Source organism: Arthrobacter sp. Y3221114 (assembly GCF_059092625.1).
The window spans coordinates 27,864-45,383 of record NZ_JBNHHW010000004.1 but is presented as its reverse complement, the minus strand read 5'-3'; the positions used below and the strand labels follow the sequence as shown (position 1 = coordinate 45,383).

13 protein-coding genes and 2 tRNA genes are annotated in these 17,520 nt (G+C 67.6%); 6 read left to right on the top strand and 9 right to left on the bottom strand.

Annotation, left to right across the window (positions count from 1 at the left end; translation table 11 throughout):
* Nucleotide 1: 1 nt before the first annotated feature.
* The 3 genes from AC5RV3_RS09785 to AC5RV3_RS09775 form a co-directional block, all read right to left on the bottom strand.
* Complete coding sequence (locus AC5RV3_RS09785) at nucleotides 2–4,414, bottom strand: ExeM/NucH family extracellular endonuclease (protein WP_494121957.1); 4,413 nt, start codon at nucleotides 4,412–4,414, stop codon at nucleotides 2–4.
* A gap of 230 nt (nucleotides 4,415–4,644) precedes the next feature.
* Nucleotides 4,645–5,145 carry a septum formation family protein gene (locus AC5RV3_RS09780; protein ID WP_494121956.1) on the bottom strand — a complete coding sequence of 167 codons (501 nt, stop codon included), beginning with the start codon at nucleotides 5,143–5,145 and terminating at the stop codon, nucleotides 4,645–4,647.
* A gap of 191 nt (nucleotides 5,146–5,336) precedes the next feature.
* A tRNA-Ser gene (locus AC5RV3_RS09775) sits at nucleotides 5,337–5,424 on the bottom strand.
* Nucleotides 5,425–5,512: 88 nt separating this feature from the next.
* On the opposite strand from AC5RV3_RS09775, the gene AC5RV3_RS09770 reads away from it, so the two are divergent.
* The 5 genes from AC5RV3_RS09770 (at nucleotide 5,513) to AC5RV3_RS09750 (ending at nucleotide 10,232) form a co-directional block, all read left to right on the top strand.
* Nucleotides 5,513–6,493: an NAD(P)H-quinone oxidoreductase gene (locus tag AC5RV3_RS09770; protein ID WP_494121955.1), complete on the top strand. Its 981-nt coding sequence runs from the start codon at nucleotides 5,513–5,515 to the stop codon at nucleotides 6,491–6,493.
* Between the two features lie 82 nt (nucleotides 6,494–6,575).
* Entirely contained in the window at nucleotides 6,576–8,873 is a 2,298-nt protein-coding gene (locus tag AC5RV3_RS09765) for a carbon starvation CstA family protein (RefSeq protein WP_494121954.1), read from the top strand.
* Complete coding sequence (locus tag AC5RV3_RS09760; RefSeq protein ID WP_493988862.1) at nucleotides 8,873–9,079, top strand: YbdD/YjiX family protein; 207 nt, start codon at nucleotides 8,873–8,875, stop codon at nucleotides 9,077–9,079. The genes AC5RV3_RS09765 and AC5RV3_RS09760 overlap by 1 nt, the downstream gene beginning before the upstream one ends.
* A gap of 53 nt (nucleotides 9,080–9,132) precedes the next feature.
* Complete coding sequence (locus AC5RV3_RS09755; RefSeq protein ID WP_493988863.1) at nucleotides 9,133–9,771, top strand: bacterial proteasome activator family protein; 639 nt, start codon at nucleotides 9,133–9,135, stop codon at nucleotides 9,769–9,771.
* A gap of 5 nt (nucleotides 9,772–9,776) precedes the next feature.
* Nucleotides 9,777–10,232: a hypothetical protein gene (locus AC5RV3_RS09750; protein ID WP_493988864.1), complete on the top strand. Its 456-nt coding sequence runs from the start codon at nucleotides 9,777–9,779 to the stop codon at nucleotides 10,230–10,232.
* Between the two features lie 371 nt (nucleotides 10,233–10,603).
* Here AC5RV3_RS09750 and AC5RV3_RS09745 read toward each other — a convergent pair whose 3' ends face one another.
* Nucleotides 10,604–11,368, bottom strand: a complete 765-nt coding sequence (locus tag AC5RV3_RS09745) for a hypothetical protein (RefSeq protein ID WP_494106640.1) — start codon at nucleotides 11,366–11,368, stop codon at nucleotides 10,604–10,606.
* 555 nt (nucleotides 11,369–11,923) lie between these two features.
* Between AC5RV3_RS09745 and AC5RV3_RS09740 the strand changes: the two genes are divergently transcribed.
* Nucleotides 11,924–13,261 (top strand): DUF2254 domain-containing protein, encoded by a 1,338-nt coding sequence (locus tag AC5RV3_RS09740; RefSeq protein WP_494121953.1) that lies wholly within the window; start codon nucleotides 11,924–11,926, stop codon nucleotides 13,259–13,261.
* A gap of 229 nt (nucleotides 13,262–13,490) precedes the next feature.
* On the opposite strand, the gene AC5RV3_RS09735 is transcribed toward AC5RV3_RS09740, so the two are convergent.
* The 5 genes from AC5RV3_RS09735 to tmk all read right to left on the bottom strand — a co-directional run bounded on the left by AC5RV3_RS09735 (nucleotide 13,491) and on the right by tmk (nucleotide 17,465).
* A complete protein-coding gene (locus AC5RV3_RS09735; RefSeq protein ID WP_494121952.1) occupies nucleotides 13,491–13,688 on the bottom strand; it encodes a hypothetical protein in 198 nt (65 codons plus the stop codon).
* A gap of 223 nt (nucleotides 13,689–13,911) precedes the next feature.
* Nucleotides 13,912–13,987, bottom strand: a tRNA-Thr gene (locus tag AC5RV3_RS09730).
* A 90-nt stretch (nucleotides 13,988–14,077) separates the two neighbouring features.
* Nucleotides 14,078–15,634 carry an alpha/beta hydrolase gene (locus AC5RV3_RS09725; RefSeq protein ID WP_494121951.1) on the bottom strand — a complete coding sequence of 519 codons (1,557 nt, stop codon included), beginning with the start codon at nucleotides 15,632–15,634 and terminating at the stop codon, nucleotides 14,078–14,080.
* Between the two features lie 44 nt (nucleotides 15,635–15,678).
* A complete protein-coding gene (locus AC5RV3_RS09720) occupies nucleotides 15,679–16,818 on the bottom strand; it encodes a DNA polymerase III subunit delta' (RefSeq protein ID WP_493988869.1) in 1,140 nt (379 codons plus the stop codon).
* Complete coding sequence (gene tmk / locus AC5RV3_RS09715) at nucleotides 16,815–17,465, bottom strand: dTMP kinase (protein WP_494111906.1); 651 nt, start codon at nucleotides 17,463–17,465, stop codon at nucleotides 16,815–16,817. Before tmk ends, AC5RV3_RS09720 begins: the two co-directional genes overlap by 4 nt.
* Between the last annotated feature and the right edge of the window lie 55 nt (nucleotides 17,466–17,520).

Sequence of the window (17,520 nt, the reverse complement as noted above, 5' to 3'; positions counted from 1 at the left end):
TCTAACGGGCGTTGCCGCCTTCCTTGTCCTTGCCCATGTCCAGGCCCACGATGATCGGGTCGTGGTCGCTGGCACGGTAGGGATCCGGCGCATAGAAGTCGGTGGCGTTGTAGTTGTACCGGCTGTACTCCAGCGCGATCGACTCCACCGAGTTGATGTTCCAGATGTCGGCGCCCTTGACCTTCGCGTCCGCGGCGGGCGAGGCGAAGATGTAGTCCAGCGAGCCGACCATGCCGCCGAAGCTGTAGCTGTGCTCGCCTGTCTTGGCGCCCTGGTCGACGTACCCAGCGTCGGTCAGGACCTTGATCGGGTCCTCCTTCGCGTAGGCGTTGAAGTCGCCGGTCAGCAGCACCTTGTCGGTCCGGAACTGTTCCTGCAGCCGGTCCGCGAAGTCCACCAGGGAGTGCGCCTGCGCGGTGCGGGCAGCGTTCCAGGCGCCCTGGCCGTGGTCGGCGTTCTCGCCCGAGTTGGGGCCCGAACCCTTGGATTTGAAGTGGTTGGCGATCACGATGAAGGTATCCGAGGCGCCGTTCTTGGCCTTGAAGGCCTGGGCCAACGGCTTGCGGGCGTTGGCGAAGGCCTCGGTGTCGTTGTGGATCACCGACTCCTTGACCGTCTTCACCGCGTCCTTCCGGTAGATGAACGCGGTGCGGATGAAGTCTTCATCCGCCAAAGCCGGCAGATTCTTCGGCGAGCGGACGTAGTCCCAGCCGCCGTGCTTGCCCTGGCCGGAGTGCTTTCCGTGGTGGCGGGTATCGCCCAGCTCTTCGTTCAGTGCGTCGGTCAGCGCGGCAAGGGCTGCATCGCGGTCCTTGCCGAACCGGGCGGAGTTTTCGATCTCCTCCAGCGCCACGATGTCCGCGTCCAGGGCGTTGATTGCCGCAACGATCTTGGCCTGCTGGCGTTCCAGGTTCTCCGTGTCCCAGGCGCCGCGGGCGTCGCAGTTGCGGGCCGTGATCGGGTTGCCGTCGCGGTCCAGGTAGGCCTTGCAGTCCGCCAGTTGGTCGCCCGTGGTGGTGAAGTAGTTCAGCACGTTGAACGATGCGACCTTCACGTCCCCGCGCACCTTTTCCGGGGAGGCGGTGCGGGTGTTCTGGAACGACGCCGGCTGGACGGTTCCGGCGTTCTCCACCGTCAGGTGGCCCAGCGGCTGGAACCGCCACAGGTTGAAGCGGTAGTCCAGCACCACGCTGGTGGTGAACTCGGCGGGGGACCCCACCCGAACCGGATCGTCGGCGGAGAGGTAGGGCAGCGGGATGTCCTTGTTGGCGTCGGCGCCCAGGTAGTTGACGCTTGAGCCGTCGTCCAGCGTGACACCCAGGGCGGCGTTCTTCTCGGTTTCGGCCCAGAAGGCGTCCGATCCGTAGGTCCCGACGGCGGTCGGCTGCAGCAGCGGGGAGTTCCCGGCGGCCAGGCCGATTTCACCGTACTGGTTCAGGGCGTAGTTGTCGGTGACGGTGAAGCCGCCCTGGGGGGCCAGCAGCATGCCCTCGAACTTCTCGCGCTCCTCGTCGGTGGCGGGCCAACCGATGGCGGCCGCCTTCGGAGCGGCGGCTGCCTCTGCGAGCAGCTTGAGTCCGTCGGCGGCCACCGTGAGCTCGGTCAGGCCGTGGAACTCGCTGACCTTGCCCGTGACCTCCACGAAGTCGCCGGCCTTCACCTGGCCGACCGTGGCCGGGGAGTAGACGAAGACGGCATCGGACGCCGTCCGGGCTGCCGCGTCGGTGTCGCCGCCGGTGCCTTCCGTCTGGATGTAGTAGCCGTCAAAGCCGCCCGTGGCGTAGGCGGCGGTGACCACGCCCCGGGTGGTCACGGTCTGGCCGGCCAGCGGGGACTGGGTGCCGGTGCCTTGGATGTCGGCGATGGCCACGGGCTGCGGCTGCGGTTCGGGATCACCGCCGCCGTCACCTCCGCCGGTGCCCTGCGGGGTGATGTCTTCGCTGAGGCTGAAGTCCGCGGAGTTGTTGTCGGTGTCCGTTCCCTCGGCGCGGTTCAGCGACCGGACGTCCTGGTTGTTGTCCGGCGACTGGGCCGCTTCGGTTTCGAAGGTGTTCGAGGTGCCGTAGCCCAACAGGTCCACCACGTTGGTGCGGTCGATGACCGAGCCGGTGCCCAGGTCCGCCACCGCACCGGCCTGGTTCGACAGCACCAGGGTGCCTCTCGTGCCGGACGGGGCCATGCCGGTCACCAGGTCAGGCTCCGGCAGTTCTTCGCCGTTGCTGCCGTTGGAGTTGGCCTGCACCAGGTAGTGGCCGCCGGCCGTGATGCTGCCGGACAGCTCTGCCACGGCGCTGGGGTTTCCCGTGCCGGTGGCCGAGCGGTACTGCAGCGACCAGCCGTCGAGGCTGATGTCCGCGTCCGTGGGGTTGTACAGCTCCACGAACTTGTTCCGGTAGGCCGCACCGGCGCTGCCGCCGGACAAATAGGCCTCGTTGATGACCACATGGTTGGCGCCGGTGCCACCGGCAGTGAGGACGGCCGGCAGCCGGAAAGTGGTTCCGGACGCGTCCGCGGTCAGTTCGAAGTAGCCGCCGTCCAGCGCGGACGGTGCGGTGAACTCGACGGAGGCAGCGCCGTCGGCCACCGGGAAGGTGCCCAGCGCGGTCCTGGCGCCCGCGGCGTCGACGTAGGCCAGCGACACCTCCGTGGTCGCCGGGGCCCCCAGCGACGTCAGGTCCAGCTTGGTGACTTGCACGCTGACCTGCTGGCCGGGGCCGACGGATTCCGGCGCGCCGGTGAGCTGCACGCTGCGGCGGGCGAAGTCCGGGGAGAGCGGGCTGTTGCCCCGGAGGTAGGCGATCCACGCGTCGCGATCCACCAGGCCCGAGTCGCGGGTGTCCGTCCCGTCCTTGAAGACGTGGAAGTTATCGCCGCCCTGGGCCAGGAAGCTGAAGGTGCCCACGCGGTAGCCGCGCTCCGGGTCCAGCGGTTCGCCGTTCACCCAGACGCCGGTGATGCGCTCGCCTTCGGGCAGGGCCGGGTCGTAGGTGTAGTTGACGTTCTTGCTCAGGCCAAGCTGCAGGTAGGCGCGGCTCGGCACGTCGCCGGCGCCGGTGCGCTGCCACTGCTGCTCCAGCATGGTCTTGACCTGCGCGCCGGTCAGCGTGGTGGTCCACAGGTTGTTCAGGAAGGGCAGCACCGCGTTGGCCTCGGCGTAGGTGACCGTGCCGTCGGGCGCGTAGTAGAGCTCGTTGCGCAGGCCGCCCGGGTTGACCACGCCGATCTCCGCGCCGCCGCGTTCGGCGGAGGAGAGCGACGCCAGCAGCGAGTCCGCCACCAGGTTGCCCAGCGTCGATTCGGAGGCGCGGTCATCGCGGTCCGGCTCCGTGCCCGCATCCGGCCCGTCGGGCAGGAACGCGGTGGTGATGTCGGCGGTGACGGAGCCAACCGGCTGGGCGCCGATCTCCGCGGCGTGCTCGAGTGCGGCCTGGACAATCGTCGAGACCTCGGCCACCCGCGGGTAGGCGGCCACCAGGTCACCGTCCGAGGTCTTGGTCCGCGGCACCACGGCTCCGGTGTGCGCCACGACCTCATCCGTTCCGGCGTCATAGCTCAGCTGCACCTGGCCGATGTTCTCGCCGTAGGAGCCGGTCTGCACCACGGGCCGGGTCTTGCCCTCCGCACCCGGGACCGGGGCGTCGAAGCTGTAGGCCTGATGGGTGTGGCCGTTGAAAATGACGTCCACGTCCGCGCTGGTTTCGTTGACGATCCGATTGAACACGGCGCTGGCGCCTGTCGCGCCGCCCAGATCGGTGTTGGTGTTCGCTCCCTCGTGGAAGGACGCGATGATGACGTCGGCTTCGTCGCCTTCGCCGTCGGTCAACTGGGCCGCCACCCGGTTGACGGCGTCCACCGGGTCGCCGAACTCCAGGTCCGCGATCCCGCCCGGGGACACCAGCGAGGAGGTTTCCTCCGTGACCACTCCGACCACGCCGACGCCCACGCCGTTGACCGTGACCAGCTCGTACTCGGGCAGGGCAGGTTCCGTGGTGTCGGCCCGGTACACATTGGCGCCCAGCTGCGGGTAGTGGGACGCGGCAGCCACACGGTCGGTCAGGTCGGCGAAGCCGCCGTCGAATTCGTGGTTGCCCACCGCCGTCGTCGCCATTTCCAGGGCGTTGAGCACATCGATAGTCGGCTGGTCCTGCTGCGTGGAGGACGCGAAGACGGAGGCGCCGATGTTGTCGCCGGCGGACGTGAACAGCGTCCCCTCGGGGTTCTGCGCGCGGAGCTGTTCCACGGTGCCGGCGAACTTGACGGTGTTCGCGTCGATCCGGCCGTGAAAATCGTTGATGCTCAGCAGGTTCAGCTCGACCGGGTCGGCCGCGTGCGCCGGCAGCGCGGCGAAAGGTGCCGCCACCAAGCCTGCCGTCAGGACCGCCGCCAGCGCGGTCTTCGGTGATGAAGTAGCCATGTGGCCCTATCTCTCAGGTGGAAGTGATGATCCTCGCACCGCAGGAAAGGCTGCGGCACAGCTGGTTGCACGGTGCACAGGGCGCACCGCCCCCAGTCCAGCGGTCATGGATGAACGGGAGGTTACCCGAGGGCCAGAAGCAGCGGAAGACTTCTGAGAAAGAACGTTTAAATCCGCGGCGGAACGCTTCCCGCCCTTGACAGGAAGGACCTGGGGCTAGCGCCGGGCAGCTACCGCCGGGCGTCCTTCAGCGTGCCGGTGACGGGCTTCGAGCCTTCCTCGCCCAGCAGGCACAGCAGCTCCCGGTCCTTTTCGCCGGTCCAGCTGGCTTCGGTCGGGTTCAGGTAGGTCAGTTCCAGGGCCGAATCGTCGTAAGGGATGCCGGCGAAGGCCTCGAACTCGGCCACGCAGAACTCCTCGGCCTTGGCCGCCACTTCCTCGTCGCCGGGGAAATCGCCCTCGGGCAGGTTGCTGGCGGCAAACGCCTCCAGTTCGTGGGCCTGGTCGCACGGCACGAACTCCACCTCGGTCAGGCGGTCGGTGTCCGGGTTGTTCAGGCAGTCGCCCACCTTGATGGCGTAGGCGCCGGCAGAGGCGGCTTCGGTCACGGCACCGGATTCGTCCCGCGGCGGTTCATCCGTTCCACCGCCACAGCCACTGAGCAACGCCACGAGGACGACGGCGGCGGCCGCCTTGAGCGGGCGGCGGACAGGTGCTGGCTGGCTGGGCACGGGGGACTCCTCAAGCTTTAGTGCGAACGACTCCTAGCCGAGGGTATACCGGGGGAGCGCCGGGTCAGAATACTTGACGCCGGATGGCCGGCGACCGGAACATCCGGTGCGAAGGGCCCGTGCCGCAGCAGGCGTGGGAGCACAAATGCAGCAGGTGCCCGGGCCGAACGGCCAAGACACCTGCTGCGAAGCGGAAGGTATGGGATTTGAACCCATGAGACGGGGTTACCGCCTACTGGTTTTCAAGACCAGCTCCTTCGGCCGCTCGGACAACCTTCCTCACCTTGTAGTCTGACACGGAGGGGTCTACCCGGGCAAAGCGCGCAGGCACCGGGGTTTTGATGTCCGGACAAGGCGAAAGGCTGGTATGAAGGCGGTTTTCTACGACGGAGCAGGCGGACCCGAGGTCATGAGCGTGCGGGACACCGAAGCCCCGCAACCGGCCGAGGGCGAGGTGGTCATCGACGTAGCTGCCGCAGGCGTGAACCGCGCCGACGTCCAGCAGCGGCTCGGCGTCTATCCTCCGCCGCCAGGCGCATCCGAGATCCCGGGCTTGGAAGTATCGGGCCGGGTAGCGGCGGTCGGCCCAGGCGTCGGCGGGCTCCGGGTGGGCGACGAAGTGTGCGCCCTGCTGGCCGGCGGCGGCTACGCCGAGCAGGTGGTGGTTCCGGCAGGCCAGGTGCTGCCGGTCCCGCGGGGGACCGATGTGGTGACGGCCGCGGCCCTGCCGGAAGTGGCGGCGACCGTCTTCTCCAATCTCTTCATGACCGCGGGCGTGCAGGCCGGGGAAGCGGTGCTGATCCACGGCGGCGCCGGCGGCATCGGAACCATGGCCGTACAGCTGGTTGCCGCTTTCGGCGCGATTCCCGCGGTGACCGCCGGCAGCCAGGAGAAGCTCGACGTCGCGCGTGCACTGGGTGCCGAGGTGCTGATCAACTACCGCGAGGAAGACTTCGTGGAGCGGATTAAGGACGCCACCGGAGGCCGGGGCGCCGATGTCATCCTGGACGTAGTGGGCGCCAAGTACCTGCAGCGGAATGTGGACGCGCTCGCCACCTCCGGACGGCTGGTGGTGATCGGGCTGCTGGGCGGGGCCAAGGCCGAGCTGAACCTTGGCCAGTTGATGGCCAAACGCGGTGCGGTCATCGGCACGACCCTGCGGGCGAGGCCGGCAGAGGAGAAAGCCGCCATCGTGCGGGCGGTCGCCGAGCATGTCTGGCCGCTGGTCGTCTCCGGCGACGTCAAACCCCAGGTGCACCGCACGTTCGCCCTGTCGGAGGCAGCGGCGGCCCACGAGTACTTCGATTCAGGCGAACACACGGGCAAGATCCTGCTCACTACCTCCTGAAACCGGCTTTACCGTTCCCTCCCACGGGCGTCGCTGCTACGGTGCTGCGTAAAAGCGAACGGCGTTCCACGAGGGGAGCATCATGAGCGGGAAAATCAGCGGACCCCGGCCCGGGCAACCCGGGAGCAATGGTCCCACATCGGACGTGCTGGTGCAGGATCCCACCCTGCCGCCGGTAGCGCTGGATCCGGCCGCGGAGGCCGAAGCCCACAGGTGGACCCCGACCAAGATCGTGATCTGGGTGGCCATCGCCCTGCTGGGGGCCGTCAGTTGGTCCATCCTCGCGTTTTCGCGGGGAGAAACCATTAACGCCATCTGGTTCGTCTTCGCGGCCGTCTGCACGTATTTCATCGCCTACCGCTTCTACTCCAAGTTCATCGAGAACAAGCTCACCCGCCCCAACGACCTGAGGGCGACGCCGGCGGAGTACAACGCGGACGGCAAAGACTATGTCGCGACGGACCGCCGCGTGCTCTACGGGCACCACTTCGCTGCCATTGCGGGGGCCGGCCCGCTCGTCGGACCCATCCTTGCGGCGCAGATGGGCTACCTCCCCGGCACCCTGTGGATCATCGTTGGCGTGATCCTGGCCGGTGCGGTCCAGGACTACCTGGTGCTGTTCTTCTCCATGCGCCGGGGCGGCCGTTCGCTGGGCCAGATGGCCCGCGAGGAACTCGGCGTCATCGGCGGCACGGCGGCCTTGATCGCCACGCTGACCATCATGATCATCATCGTGGCGATCCTGGCCCTGGTCGTGGTGAACGCCTTGGGCGAATCGCCATGGGGCGTCTTCTCGGTGGCGATGACCATCCCCATCGCCATCTTCATGGGCATCTACCTGCGTTTCCTCCGGCCGGGCAAGGTCAGCGAGGTCTCCCTCATCGGCTTCGTGCTGCTGATCGCCGCCATCATCGGCGGCGGCATGATCGCGGACACCGAGTGGGGCGCGGCGGTCTTCACGCTGGACAGGACCACCATCGCCTGGGGCATCATCATCTACGGCTTCATCGCGGCGGTACTGCCGGTGTGGCTGCTGCTGGCCCCGCGCGACTACCTCTCCACGTTCATGAAGATCGGTACCATCCTGATGCTGGCGCTGGCCATCGTGCTGGTGCGCCCGGAGATCAACGTGCCGGCGTTCAGCGAGTTCGCCGGCCGTGAAGACGCACCCGTGGTGGCAGGTTCGCTGTTTCCCTTCCTCTTCGTGACCATTGCCTGTGGCGCACTCTCGGGATTCCACGCGCTGATCTCCTCGGGAACCACGCCGAAGATGGTGCAGAAGGAGAAGCAGACCCGCTTCATCGGCTACGGCGGAATGCTGATGGAGTCCTTCGTGGCCATCATGGCGCTGGTCGCGGCCATCTCGATCGACCGCGGTATCTACTTCGCGATGAACGCTTCGGCAGCGGCCACCGGCGGCACTGTGGAAGGCGCGGTGGCCTTCGTCAACGGCCTGGGCCTGGCCGGCGTCAACCTGACACCGGACATGCTCACCGACCTGGCCAGCAACGTCGGCGAGGAATCGGTGGTTTCGCGCACCGGCGGCGCGCCCACCCTCGCCGTCGGCCTGGCACACATCATGCAGGGACTGATCGGCGGCATCGGGATGATGGGCTTTTGGTACCACTTCGCCATCATGTTCGAGGCGCTGTTCATCCTCACCGCGGTCGACGCCGGTACCCGCGTGGCCCGCTTCATGCTGCAGGACACCGTCGGCAACGTCCTGCCGAAGTTCAAGAACATGTCCTGGCGGCCCGGCGTCTGGATCTGCACGGCCATTATGGTGGCGGGCTGGGGATACATCCTGATCCTGGGCGTCACCGATCCGCTGGGCGGCATCAACACGTTCTTCCCGCTCTTCGGCATCGCCAACCAACTGCTGGCGGCCATCGCGCTCGCAGTCTGCCTGGCCATCGCGGCCAAGCGCGGGGCGTTCAAGTATCTGTGGATCATCGGGCTGCCGCTGGCTTTCGCCGCCGTCATCACCATCTGGGCCTCGATCCTGAAGATCTTCAGCTCGGATGTGAAGGTGGGCTACTGGGCCAACCACATCGCCCACCGCGAGGCCCTGGCGGCCGGCGAAACGAGCCTGGGGAACGCCGCCTCGGTGGCGGAAATGGAGGCGGTGATCCGCAACACCGCGGTGCAGGGCACGCTGTCCATCGTGTTCGTGGTGCTGACCATCATCGTCATCGCCACCGCCCTCATCGCCACTTACAAGTCCTGGCGGCTGGGCGGAGAACCCTCGCACGAGGACCCGGCGGTCGTCTCCTCCATCTACGCGCCGTCCGGTCTCCTGGCCACCCGGCCGGAGAAGGAACTGGAAAGGCAATGGAACGAACTGCCAGCGGACACCGGGCGCGCCAAGGCGGGCCACTGATGTCCGGCGTCATCTGGCCCCGGGCCCGCAGCGGCTGGCAGAGGTTCGCCTGGTACTTCCAAGGCGTCATGGGCGAGCATGCCTACCAGGACTATCTTCGGCACCACCGGCGGGCACATCCCGGCACGGAGCCGATGAGCGAGCGCGAGTTCTGGCGGGACAAAACGGACCGGCAGGAGAACAACCCGCAGGGACGCTGCTGCTGACCGGGGGCTGGATATGATCTGCGCCCGCTGGTCGTCTCTGGCAAGATGAAAACATGAGCGAAGAGCAGACGCCGCAGCCCGCAGAACCGGTCATCCTCCCCGCGCTGCCCAGCGGCCACAGCCCGGCCGCCGGAGAGCCCGTGAACCCGGAGCCCGGTCCCGCTGCGCGGCGATCCGGCCGCGGCAATTCCGCGCTGGCCGATCTGGTCGATGAACCGGCCAAGGTCATGCGGATCGGCACCATGGTCCGCCAACTGCTCGAGGAAGTGCGCAGCGCCCCGCTCGACGACGCCGCCCGCGTCCGCCTGGCCGAAATCCACGAGCGGTCCGTCAAGGAGCTTGAGGACGGGCTGGCACCTGAGCTGATCGAGGAACTGCACCGGATCAACCTGCCGTTCACCGACAACTCCACGCCGTCGGACGCCGAGCTGCGCATCGCCCAGGCGCAGCTGGTCGGCTGGCTGGAAGGCCTCTTCCACGGCATCCAGACCGCGATCGCGGCGCAGCAGGCCCTCAACCAGCAGATGGCGGCCCGCATGCAAATGCGCCAGCTGCCGCCCGGCACCATGATCGCGCCCGGCGTCGTGATTGGCGACGACGGAGAACCGCGCCGGGCCACCGGAGCCGAGGGGGAGAATGCCGGCTCGGTGCAGGGCGGCGAACGGCACACCGGGCCCGGACAGTACCTGTAGGACCGGTGGCGCTCTTCGGTGCTGCCCGGCAGGCCCGCCGGGAGGATAAGGAACTCGGCAAGGGAATTTGGCGCCGCGCGCACGACCGCTTCCGGCGTGCCCTGGAGCGTTACCACCAGGTCCTCGAGGGCGTGGAGGACGACGGCCTTTACGGCGAGCTGCTGCCGATAGCAGACCAGCTCGCCGGCCTCCTGCCCCGGGTGCGCACCTGCTGCACGACCGCCCAGTCGCTGCATCCCACCGACGGGCTGGACATCCCCGGCGGTGCCCTGTCAGATGTCCACCGCAGCCTCTCCAGGGCCGGCAACTCCCTGGCGGCGGCCGCCCAGGCCGCCGCGATGGTCAGGCTCGGCGGCAGCCAAGGCTACGAAGCCGGCGTCGAGAACGTGCGCCGCCGCGCCGCCGTCGTTCTCTCGGACCTGGCCGATGCCGAGCGCGTGCTGGCTGGCCTGAAGCACTGACCGGCGCTGGCGCTGTGGGTCGGCCTCTGCTCACAGTCCCGGGTACAGCTGGTCCACAATGGGAGCGAAGTAGTGAATCCAGAGGTCAGTCCCGAAGCCGATGAGGATCAACAGGAGAGCTGCCCCGATCACGACCCATGGATGTGGCCCCGACTTCCGGGTGAATCTGCCCATGGCCCCTCCGCGGAGAAAGACATCGCGTTTTCTGTTCCGGTCCGGCACCTGGAAATTGTGCCCCCGCACCGCTGCGGCATGACCCCGCTCTTAATCGCCCTCGCGCCCCTATGGCGGGTTACGACCTCACTTTAGCAACATGACGAAACCGCGAGAGGCTGGTCGCTAATTTTCACGCAGCTATCGGCTCGGCGGCGTCAATTATTTCCCGTATCTGGGCCGGTGGGGGTACCAGGGCCGTCAAGGCGTTGGGGATCGCCGGTCACTCCGGTTTGATCCCGCCCGTTCCGGGGTTCATTATCGCCGCGCAGGAAGTAGGCGCCGACGGAGCCGGCGAGTGTCGCAAAAACGGCGACCGAGTAGATGGCCAGAAAAACCTGCAGCAGGCGGGCAAAGGCATCATCAGCACCCAAGCGGGTGCCGGTGATTGTCGACATCGCCGCGTCGTGCAGCGCGTCGGCGTAGCTGCCGTAGGAGCCGCTGATGTAAAGGAGCTGGCTGGATACTAGGACGACGACCGCAGTGACCGCAGCCAGCCACCCGATCCGGTTTGACAGCAAGCGCCCGGCCGAGCGTGAACCGCGCACACCGGCGGAAAGGATGCCGCCAACACGGGACAACCGTGCCACGCGCCAGATCCGCAAAGCCTGCAGTGCCCGGAAGAAGCGCAGGAAAGGAACCAGCAGAAAGATGACCTGCCACCAGTTGCGTTTCCAAAAACTCCACTGAAAGCCTGCAACGAACGCCCGCAGGAGAAACTCGGCCACGAAGACCGCCCAGAAAAGCCATCCCGCCGTGCCCAGGACCGCAAGCAGTACCGGGTCAGTCGCCAGTAGCTGGGCCAGCACGATGAACAGGAATAACACGCCCAGAATGCCCATAGGCCGGTCGAGCCGCGCGGCCAGCGCTTCGGCACGGCCGAGCTGTTCACTCCGGGGCTTGGGCTGACGTTCTTCACCCACGGCCCCGGCCCTCCCTGGCGGCGGCTAGGAAACCGGCAAGGTGTCCGGTGCCTGCGCCGGCCGTCCTGCCACCCCGGGGGCGGCGCCAGCCGGCGCTTCGGCCCCACTTGTAACAGAAAACGAACACTACGCTCAGGATGCCCACGAGCCGGTCTAGCCGCGGAACAGGGGTCGCCGTCCGCTTTGCCTTGCCGCGACCGGAACCGCTTCCGCGACCCTTACCCATTGTCCCTGCCGACCCCAAGGCGTTGTATCCATGACCTGTCCAGCACCACATCATGTACGATCCTCGCACAGTGCGCCCACCGGGGGCGCGGTTCAGATAGGCGCTGTTTCCGTAACCGGGCGATTGCTTTCTTGTCAGTCTCGGCCGGCGTGTCAGACAGGAAGCAATGCAGTACGATGCGAGGGCCGGCTCGCTGAGGGGGAATCCATGGTCATTCCGGGGCTGCTTTTGGGGCCGAAGACCCTAGGCTCTTGGCTCGGTGCGCCGGGTCCGCATACTCGGTGCAGGGGCACATGGGTCCTCACCTCACTGGGTGACGGGTAAGACCCGTGGGTCAGCGGGCGCTGCAGGTGTGGGACGCCTACCGCACGCAGCTCTGGCCGCTGCCCGCACTGTCTGTTGGCGCTGCCGTGGGCTTGGGGGTGGCGCTCCCCGTTATGGACGCGGCCCTAGACGATGACATGCCGCGGTCCGTGGCCGGGCTGCTGTTTGGGGGCGGTCCCGAAGCGGCACGGTCGTTGTTGGAGACGATTGCGGGATCTCTGATCACGGTCACGTCGCTGACGTTTTCACTCACCGTCGTCACGCTCCAGCTGGCCAGCAGCCAGTTTTCACCTCGCTTGCTGCGCACCTTCACCCGTGACCGCTTCGTCCACGCGACCTTGGCCCTGTTTCTGGCCACGTTCGTCTTCGCCCTCACTGTGCTCAGAAGCGTCAGGACAGGAGGGCAGGAGAGCGGTTCCTTCGTCCCCGATATTTCCGTTACCGTCGCCTTCGTCCTGGCCGTCGCCAGCGTCTTGGCGCTGGTGCTTTTCCTGGCGCATCTCACACGCGAAATCCGGGTCGAAACCATGATGCGGACAGTGCACTCCGAGACCAGGGCGACCTTGGACCGAGTTTTCCCCGAGGACCGTCGTGATCGGCCACCGCACCCGGGGATGGAAGGCTCACCCGTGCACGTTCGAGCCGTGTCCTCAGGTTTTCTCACAGCCGTGGACGAAGCAGCCTTGGTAGCGGCCGCAACGGCCGCCGGCGCAGTACTCAGAATAGACTGCCCACCCGGCAGTTCCCTGATTGAGGGCGTCCCGCTCGCGAGGGCATGGCCGCTGGAGCCGGCCAAGAAGCTCACTGCCGAGGCCACTGAGCGGCTGCTGCAGCAGGTTAATGCTGCCGTCACCACCGGTTTCGAACGCACCAGCGTCCAAGACGTCGGCTTCGGTTTCCGCCAACTCGTCGACGTGGCCGCCCGCGCGCTCTCGCCGGGCATCAATGATCCCACCACCGCAGTGCACGCTCTGGGCCATCTGTCTGCGCTGCTGTGCCGACTGGCTGCCCGGAACCTTTCTCCTCGAAGGCTCACCGATGATAGCGGTCTGGTCCGGGTGGAGTTAGCGCTGCCGTCGTTCGAAGACCTCCTAAACCTGGCGGTGGGGCAGCCGAGGCTCTACGGGATAAAGGATCCGGCCGTGGCCCAACGGATCGTGGAACTGCTCAAGGAAGTCTCATGGTGCGACCAGGAAGGCCGGTACCGGTCGGCTATCCGCGAGCAGCTTGCTCAGATGCGCGAAGCCATCGAAGCCGGCACCTATACCCAAACGGAACGCCTGCAGCTCCTCCGGGCGGTCAGCGACGCAGCAGCCCCGCCCGTCATGCCCCCAGAATTGTGACGAGCGCCAGCAGGCCAGGCCTGCTGGCGCTACCAGCCGAACCTGGAACCCCGGCTGGAGGGCAGTTCTTTTTTGAAAACGTTCAAGCAGTACGAAACCGGCCAGGAGCGCCACTGCCACGGCCAGCGTGCTCGTGGGTGCCGCAACAGCGGAGAGCGCCCATCCCGCCAGCAGCAAACCGGCCAGGAACACCCGCCCGGTCGCAGCGAAACGGTCGGGGCAATGCTCGTCAAGACTTCGGTCGGTCAGGTTCCAAGACATCGGAGAGCGCCTCGCCGATGGCTTCATCGCCCTCGGGGATCTCGGGCAGCAGGTGAAGAAACACGCACGAGACGGCCAGTCCGCCTGCGAAGGAACCGGTGGCGCGTTCGGGAACTAAGGCCAGCGCACGCGTCCGATGGCTGATGAGGGCAGCTCGGGCAGGCACCACGTATCGTGGTCCTCCCATCATCCTTGCGGAGTGCCCTTGCAACCCAAGCGGGTTCTGGCCTTGTGCCGTCGGCAGGTCGGGGGGAAGGGAGCCGGTGTTCCGTGGCTTCGCCCGCTGCGCTTCAGATGGCGGGATGCCATGGTAAGGCTGTGGCATGTGGTTTCATACTTGGGCCGATACGTGCCATGGGGATTTCTGGAACTCCCAAAATTCCGGGAAGTGGAGCCCCCTGCCAGAATCGAACTGGCGACCTTTTCATTACGAGTGAAACGCTCTACCGACTGAGCTAAGGAGGCCGGGATCTTCACCGTTTCCGGGCCGAATCCACGAAGAACAACTATATGGGAGCCGTGGCGGGCCGGTCAAAACGACCGGCCCGCGCCGGCTCAGGAGCAGACGGTGCCCTCGGCCGGCATCGTGCCGTCGGCGAAGTAGCTGTCCACCGCATCGCGGATGCAGGTGTTGCCGCGCCCGTACGCCGTGTGGCCTTCGCCCTCGTAGGTCAGCAGCGTGGCCGACGCCAGGTCTTCGGCCATCGATTCCGCCCACTCGTAGGGGGTGGCCGGGTCGCCGGTGGTGCCGATCACCAGCATCGGCGCGGCCCCCTCGGCGTGGATCGGGGCGCGTTCACCGGTCGGCTCGTACGGCCAGTGCTTGCAGTTCGCCCCGCCGTAGGCCAGGTAACGGCCGAGGGTGGGGGAGGCCTGCTCCAGTTCCTTGGCGTCCTCGCGCATGGCGGCCAGATCGGTCTCCATCGGATAGTCCAGGCAGTTGACCGCCATGAAGGCGAACGTGCTGTTGCTGGTGTAGCGGCCGTCGGTATCGCGTCCGGCGCTGCTGTCGGCCAGCAGCAGCACGGTGCTGGGATCGCCCTGGAACGCGCTGGTCAGCGCCTGGGTGAGGATCGGCCAGCTGGCGTCGTCGTACAGCGGCACCAGCAGGCCGGAGACAAAGGTGCCGACCGGGACCAGGCGGCCGTCGGATGCGGTGAGCGGGCTCTCCTCGACCGAGCGGATCAGGTCGCGCAGCTGGGCCACGGCGTCGTCCACGCTGCCGCTCATCGGACAGCCGGCCTTCTCCAGGCAGGACTCCGCGTAGGCGTGGATGGTGTCCTCGAAGGCGGCCGCCTGGCCCAGCGTGATCTGTTCGTTGCTCAGCGACGGATCCAGCGCACCGTCCAACACCATCCGGCCGGTCCGCTCCGGAAACAGCCCGGCGTAGGTGGCACCCAGGAACGTGCCGTAGGAGAAGCCCAGGTAGTTCAGCTTTTCGTCGCCGACGACGGCCCGGATAATGTCCATGTCCTTGGCGGCGCTGACGGTGTCCACATGGCCCAGGACCTCGCCGGTCTTCTCCGCGCACTGGGCGGCGAGTTCGGCCGCATCGTCGATCGCCCGCTGGAGGTCCTCGGCCGAGTCGCGGTCGTACTCCGCCTGCCGGGCCTCGTCGCGTTCGGCGTCGGTCTGGCAGGTCACCGGCGCCGAGCGCTGGACGCCGCGCGGATCGAAGCCGACCAGGTCATACTCGCTCCGCAGCTGCTCGGAAAACATCGTCTGGAGGCCGTCGCGCAGCAGGTCGTAGCCGGAACCGCCGGGCCCGCCCGGATTGACCAGGATCGACCCCTGCGCCGAACCGCCGGCGTCGCTGCGGATGGTGGCAATCTGGATTCGTTCGCCGCCGGCATCCGAGTAATCCAGCGGCACGTCAACGTCCGCGCACTCCAAACCGTTCTCGCACGGCTGCCAGTCAACGGCCTGCGTGTAGAACGGCATCAGTTCTTCGGCCACGCCGTTGGTGACCTGCGCCGGGTCCGCGGGCTCGCGCTCCTGTTCCGGGGCGATCACCGAACAGCCGGAGCCCAGCAGGAGGACGACGGCGGCCAGCACCGCTGCTGCGGAACGGCGCGCTGTGGAAGCGGGGTGCCTGGGGCGGGTGCGGGGCATGCGGGCGGCTCCTGGATAGTGCTGCGTGCGGGTCCGGGGCGGACTCAGAGCAGGCTGACGGCCATGGCTTCCATGGCCAGGACGGGGGCAACGTTGGTGCCCAGGCGCTGCCTGGCCTGGGCAATGGCGTCCATCCTGCCCAACGTCTGTTCGGGGGTGGATCGTTCCGCATACGCGGTCAAGTCCGGGCGCAGGTATTCGTTGACCAGCTCGGTGCCGGTACCCAGCTGGAGGGTGAGCACGTCGCGGAAGAACGTGCTCAGGTCGATCATCACCCGGTCCAGCGAGTCGCTGACACTGCGCTTGGCGCGGCGTTTCTGGTCTTCCTCCAGCCGCTTGAGCTGGCTGCGGATGGCCGGCGGCATGGCGCCCTTCTCGGGTGCCCCGAGCGCGATCAGCAGCGCTTCGCGCTCGGCCTCGTTGCGCTGTTCGGAGGCGGCCGCGGCGTCGGCATTGGAGATTTCCACCAGCTCGCCGGCGGCCGTGACGGCATCGGCCACGCCGCGCAGCCGCAGCGGCAACCGCACAATCGTGTCGCGGCGGTGGCGGGCATCGGCGTCCGTGGCCAGGCGGCGGGCCACGCCGATGTGGCTCTGCGAGACCCGGGCGGCGAAGCCTGCCAGCTCGGGATCCGCACCGTCCCGTCGGATCAGGAGGGCGGCGACGTCGTCGGGCGGTGGAATGCGCAGGCTCACCGGGCGGCACCGCGAGCGGATGGTCACCAGAACGTCCGCCGGGCTGGGGGTGCACAGGATCCAGATGGTCCGCGGCGGCGGTTCCTCGATGGCCTTGAGCAACACGTTGGTGGTGCGCTCGGTCATCCGGTCCGCGTCCTCGATGATGATCACGCGCCAGCGGCCCGACGACGGCTTGTCCTGTGCCTTGCCGACAAGGTCGCGCATCTCCTGGATGGAGAACGTCACGTTTTCGGTAGCCACGAGGGTGGCGTCCGCATTGGAACCGGCCAGCACGGTGCGGCAGGCATGGCAGGCTCCGCAGCCGCGTTCGGCCGGATCCGCATGGTCGCACAGCAGCGCAGCGGCGAAGGACTTGGCGGCGTTGCTGCGGCCTGAGCCGGGCGGACCGGTGAACAGCCAGGCATGCGCGGGGCGTTCGGCGGCGGCCGCCCGACTGAGCTGTTCGATCACCGCGGTCTGGCCGGGCAGGTCGGACCAGACGCTCATGCCAACAGCTCCCGCACCCGGGCCATGATGGCCCCGGTCAGGTCTTCGCGGTCGGCGGCGGCGTCCAGCACGAGGTACTTCTCCGGGGCAGCGCCGGCCAGTTCCAGAAACGCGTCCCGGATCCGTGAGTGGAAGTCGTCGGACTCGGACTCCAGCCGGTCCTCGGCGGCATCTCCGGCCGTCCGCCGCTCGCGACCCTGCTGCGGGGCAACGTCCAGCAGCACGGTCAGGTCGGGCAGCAGCCGGTCCGTGGCCCACAGGTTGAGCTCCCGAACCGCCGCCAGGCCGAGGCCGCGGCCGGCACCCTGGTACGCCACCGAGGAGTCAATGAACCGGTCACAAACCACCACCTCGCCGCGCTCCAGGGCCGGCCGGATGACCTGTTCGACGTGGGCGGCCCGGGAGGCGGAGAAGATCAGGGCCTCGGTGCGGGCATCGATCTCGCCGTTGCCGTGTTCGAGCACCAGCGCGCGCAGCTTTTCGCCCACGGGGGTGCCGCCGGGCTCGCGGGTGCGGAGCACCGTCCGGCCCATCTGAAGCAAGCGTTGTTCGACGGCGGCGGCCTGCGTTGATTTTCCGGCCCCGTCCCCGCCTTCGAATGCGATAAAGAGACCGCGGGCGGCGGCGGGCTGGCGGTCGGAACTCACCTGATTAGCCTAGCTGGAATCGCCCGTGCACGCGGGACGGTCACAGTTAGCGTGT